Consider the following 3,921-nt stretch of genomic DNA (forward strand, 5'->3'; position numbering starts at 1 on the left):
GCCTCTCTCTGCAAGACGGCGCGCCGCATACCCATTCCATGACTCTGCGCGCCATCAAGGGCAAGAAGCCCGTGGTGCTTAACGACATGAAGGATTTTTCCGGCGACCAGTATCTGAAAGCGCACATGGAGGAGGGAATCTGCGCCATGGCGGTGCTGCCTTTGCTGGTTGGCGACAAGGTGGTGGGCGTGCTCGCCCTGTATGTCGACGAGACCGGTTTTTTTGACGAAGAAGAGATGACCTTGCTGACCGAACTGGCGGGCGACATCGGTTTTGCCCTTGACCACATTGAAAAAGCCGACAAGCTCCTCTACCTGGCCTACTACGACGAAATCACCGGCCTGCCTAACCGCACGCTGTTTCTGGAGCAAGTGGGCCAGCAATTGCGCATGTTCGACGGTGGCCGCAGCAGCCTGGCGCTGGCTTTGGTCGATATCGAGCGCTTCCGGGCCATCAACGACACCCTGGGCCGCGCGGCCGGGGACGATCTGCTCCAGCAACTGGCGCAACGCATCCGCACAGGCAGTGTGGCACTAGAGGCCGTGGCGCGCGTAGGCGTTAACTGCTTTGGTGTGGTCCTGCAGGGGCCGCGCGATGTGGGCCGCGTGGCGCTGGAGTTGGAGCAACTGCTGCGCGACTGCTTTGCCAAGCCCTACCGGTTGCTGGACTCGGAACTGCGTATCGCCGGCAAGATGGGGGTCGTGCTGTACCCCCTGGACGGGGAAGATGCCGAGACCCTGCTGCGCAATGCTGAGCATGCCTTGAAGCGCGTCAAGGGATCGGCCGAGCTTTTGATGTTCTACGCGCCGGAAATGGACACCCGGGTAGCCGCTGCACTGGACCTGGAAAGCCGCCTGCGCACCGCCCTGGACCTGGAACAGTTCGTGCTGCATTACCAGCCCAAGGTAGACCTTGCCACAGGCAAAGTGACCAGTGCCGAAGCCCTGATCCGCTGGAACGACCCCCAAAACGGTCTGGTGCCACCGGGGCGTTTCATTCCGATTCTGGAAGAAACCGGTCTGATCTACGAAGTCGGCCTGTGGGCTTTGCGCAAGGCGCTGGAGGACTACCAGCGCTGGCGCGCGGCAGGCCTGGAGCCGGTGCGGATTGCCGTCAATGTGTCGCCGCTGCAGTTGCGCCACCGCCACTTTGTTACTGCTGTGGAGCAAGTGATTGGCAACGATCGGCACGCTGCACAGGGCCTGGAGCTGGAGATCACCGAGAGTCTGATCATGGAAGACGTGGAGCGCAGCAGCGCCAGCTTGCTGGCCATCCGCGCCATGGGCTTGACGATTGCCATCGATGATTTTGGGACCGGCTATTCGTCGCTGGGCCAGCTCTCGCGCCTGCCGGTGGACACGCTGAAGATTGATCGAACCTTTGTGGTCGATATGGTCACCGGCCCGCGCGGGCTGTCCCTGGTGTCCACCATCATCAACCTGGCCCACGCTTTCAAGCTCAAGGTGGTTGCCGAAGGCGTAGAGACCGAGGAGCAATCACGCCTGTTGCGTTTGATGGGCTGTGATGAAATGCAAGGCTTTCTGTTCAGCCGACCGGTGCCCGCAGATGTGTTCGAGCAAAAGTTCCTGCCCCCTGCGCGGGCCGGGTGATACCGGTGTGGATTCGCAATACCAGCGATAGCGTGGTCGAGATCGCTTCGGCCTGCACCCCTCCGTATTTTTAGCTTGCTATTGAATGTGTAGCGGTTGGCGCAGGCGATACCTGCGCCAGAGGCCTAAAAAGCTTGCGGTTTTTCGACGCTGCGGATGTGCGTGGGCCCGGCGCTGCGCTCGATTTCGGCCTGCAGCGACGTGCCCCAGCCCAGTGCAAACAAGGCCTCGCCGGTGACAAACATCGGGCCGACCAGCAGGCCGACCAAGTCGTCCAAAAAAGCCGGTTTGCGGCCCTCGAAGTAGTGGCCAATGAACTGCAGCACCCAGCCCACCGCAAAGCTGCCCACACCCCAGCCCAGCCAATGGGCCACGCTGCCATCCGCGAACCCCTGCGCTGCGGCAAACAGCAGGCCGTTGGCCAGGCTGACCGCTCCGCCCAGCACGGCATTGCCCCGGCTGACGTACCACAGCGTGCTGGCCACCCACAGCAGCCAGGCGGCATTGAGCGGGCCCGCACCCCACTGCCAGCGCGCCAGCAGCACACCAATGCCGAAGACGATCAGCGGGATACCGACGCAGTGGGTGGCGATGTTGCGCCGGTCGCGGTGGTAGTGCGCGTACTGGACCATCAACACGGTGGTGGGGCGGAACAGGGATGCCATGGGGTGTCTCCTTCTTTTGGGGTGGCCGTGATGCTAGGAGTGTGCGCGTGTAAAACGCTGTCAAGTGCATGACATATAGGGTTTACATAGCTTTAAGACGGTGGGTGTAGAGGCGGCTGAGGGTGTGCTTTCCGGGGCGGTTGCGTAGGCTCAGTTGCAGCTTGGCTGTGGCGTCGCGTAGCACGCTGGCGATGGCCTGGGCGTGGATGGTCCAGCCGTATTTGCGGCCTGCGCGTCGGCGGGCCAGGCGGTCGATGGTTTCAGGGCTGAGCGGGGCAGGGTGTTGCAGGAAGACTCCAGCAAGATGGCCTCCCACTGTGCCTGCGTCCGCACCGCGCGGCTAGTCAGGTGGGATGGGCTGCCGCATCCGCGCCGCCAGATGCGGCTGGCGGGGGGATAGCGTCTGGGGGAATCCGCCGTAACTGCAGTGCCGCCAGCGCCGGATACAGCGCTGCGCTGACCATGCGCGAGACCCCGCTGGCCACCATGGCGCTGGCCATCAGGCTCAGCACCAGGGCGTGGCCGTCGACCATTTCCATCACGATGATGAACGATGTCAGTGGGGCTTGGGTCACCGCCGCCAAAAAGGCCGCCATGCCCAAGGCGATGAGCGTGGGCGCGTTGACGTAACTGGTTAGCAGGGCGATGTCGTTGCCCAAGGCCCCGCCAATCGCCAGTGACGGTGCAAAAATGCCCGCAGGCACCCCGGCCCAGGTGGTGAGCCAGGTGGCGATGAACTTCAACAGCACATACAGCGATGAGGTGTCGCCATGGCCCTCCAGCATGGCGCGGCTGTGGTCGTAGCCACTGCCATAGGTGTCACTGTGGCTGACAATGCCCAGCACCGCCACGCCCAGTCCGCAGCCCGCCGCAAACCACACCGGCGCACGCTGGCGGAACCGGGTAAACACATCGGCCGAGCCGCCCGACAGCGACACCACCACCAGCCGCGCAAACAGCCCACCCGCCAGCCCGCAGCCCACCGTGACCAGCAGGCCGGGAAACAGCAGGTCCATGCTCAAATTGTCGATGTGGATCACCCCAAAATAGGTGGCGTTGCCGTAGACCGACACGGCCATCAAACCGCTGAGCACAATCGCCGCCAGCAGCAGGCCGCTGCTGCGCTGCTCGGGTCGGCGCGACAGCTCTTCAATGGCAAACATCACGCCGCCCAAAGGGGTGTTGAACGCCGCGGCAATGCCCGCTGCGCCCCCGGCCAGCAGCAAACCGTGCTCCGACACCCGCGAGCCCTTGGGCAGCCAGCGGCGCGCGTTGTGCATCACTCCGGCGGCAATCTGCACCGACGGGCCTTCGCGCCCCAGCGACAAACCGGCCAGCAGGCCCCAGGCCGTCAGCAGTGCCTTGGCCAGTGCCAGGCGCAGCGACACAAACAGCGCGCGCGCAGCGTGCGGTACCTCGGGGGTCAGGGCCGCCATTACCTGCGGAATGCCCGAGCCTGCGGCACCGGGCGCGAACCGCCGGGTCAGCCAGACGATGGCCGCCGTGCAGGCCGGGGTCCACAGCAGTGGAGCCCACCAGGCATGCGCGTCCAGCAGCGAAAACAGGCGCAGCGCATGCTCCGTCAACCAGGTAAAAGCCACCACGGTCAAACCGGCCAGCGCGGCAAACCCCAGCACCACACCGCG

General features: G+C 64.3%; 4 protein-coding genes. 1 reads left to right on the top strand and 3 read right to left on the bottom strand.

Going from position 1 to position 3,921, the window contains the following annotated elements; genetic code table 11:
• A partial coding sequence (locus ABI213_RS22610; protein WP_348028762.1) for a GGDEF domain-containing protein occupies window positions 1–1,610 on the top strand: 1,610 nt, incomplete at its 5' end.
• A gap of 125 nt (window positions 1,611–1,735) precedes the next feature.
• Here the strand turns inward: ABI213_RS22610 and ABI213_RS22615 are convergent.
• From ABI213_RS22615 to ABI213_RS22625, 3 genes are all read right to left on the bottom strand, one after another.
• Entirely contained in the window at window positions 1,736–2,275 is a 540-nt protein-coding gene (locus tag ABI213_RS22615; RefSeq protein WP_348005043.1) for an Mpo1-like protein, read from the bottom strand.
• 82 nt (window positions 2,276–2,357) lie between these two features.
• Window positions 2,358–2,591, bottom strand: a complete 234-nt coding sequence (locus tag ABI213_RS22620; protein ID WP_348005042.1) for a hypothetical protein — start codon at window positions 2,589–2,591, stop codon at window positions 2,358–2,360.
• 28 nt (window positions 2,592–2,619) lie between these two features.
• Window positions 2,620–3,921 (bottom strand): chloride channel protein (locus ABI213_RS22625; protein ID WP_348028764.1); only part of this gene is annotated, 1,302 nt, incomplete at its 5' end.

The sequence above is a fragment of the Rhodoferax sp. genome (assembly GCF_039922535.1).
Classification (GTDB): Bacteria; Pseudomonadota; Gammaproteobacteria; order Burkholderiales; family Burkholderiaceae_C; genus Rhodoferax_B.

Coding starts and splice junctions, on each gene's coding strand:
- ABI213_RS22615 (WP_348005043.1), bottom strand. CDS start 2,275: ATGGCATCCCTGTTCCGCCCCACCACCGTGTTGATGGTCCAGTACGCG.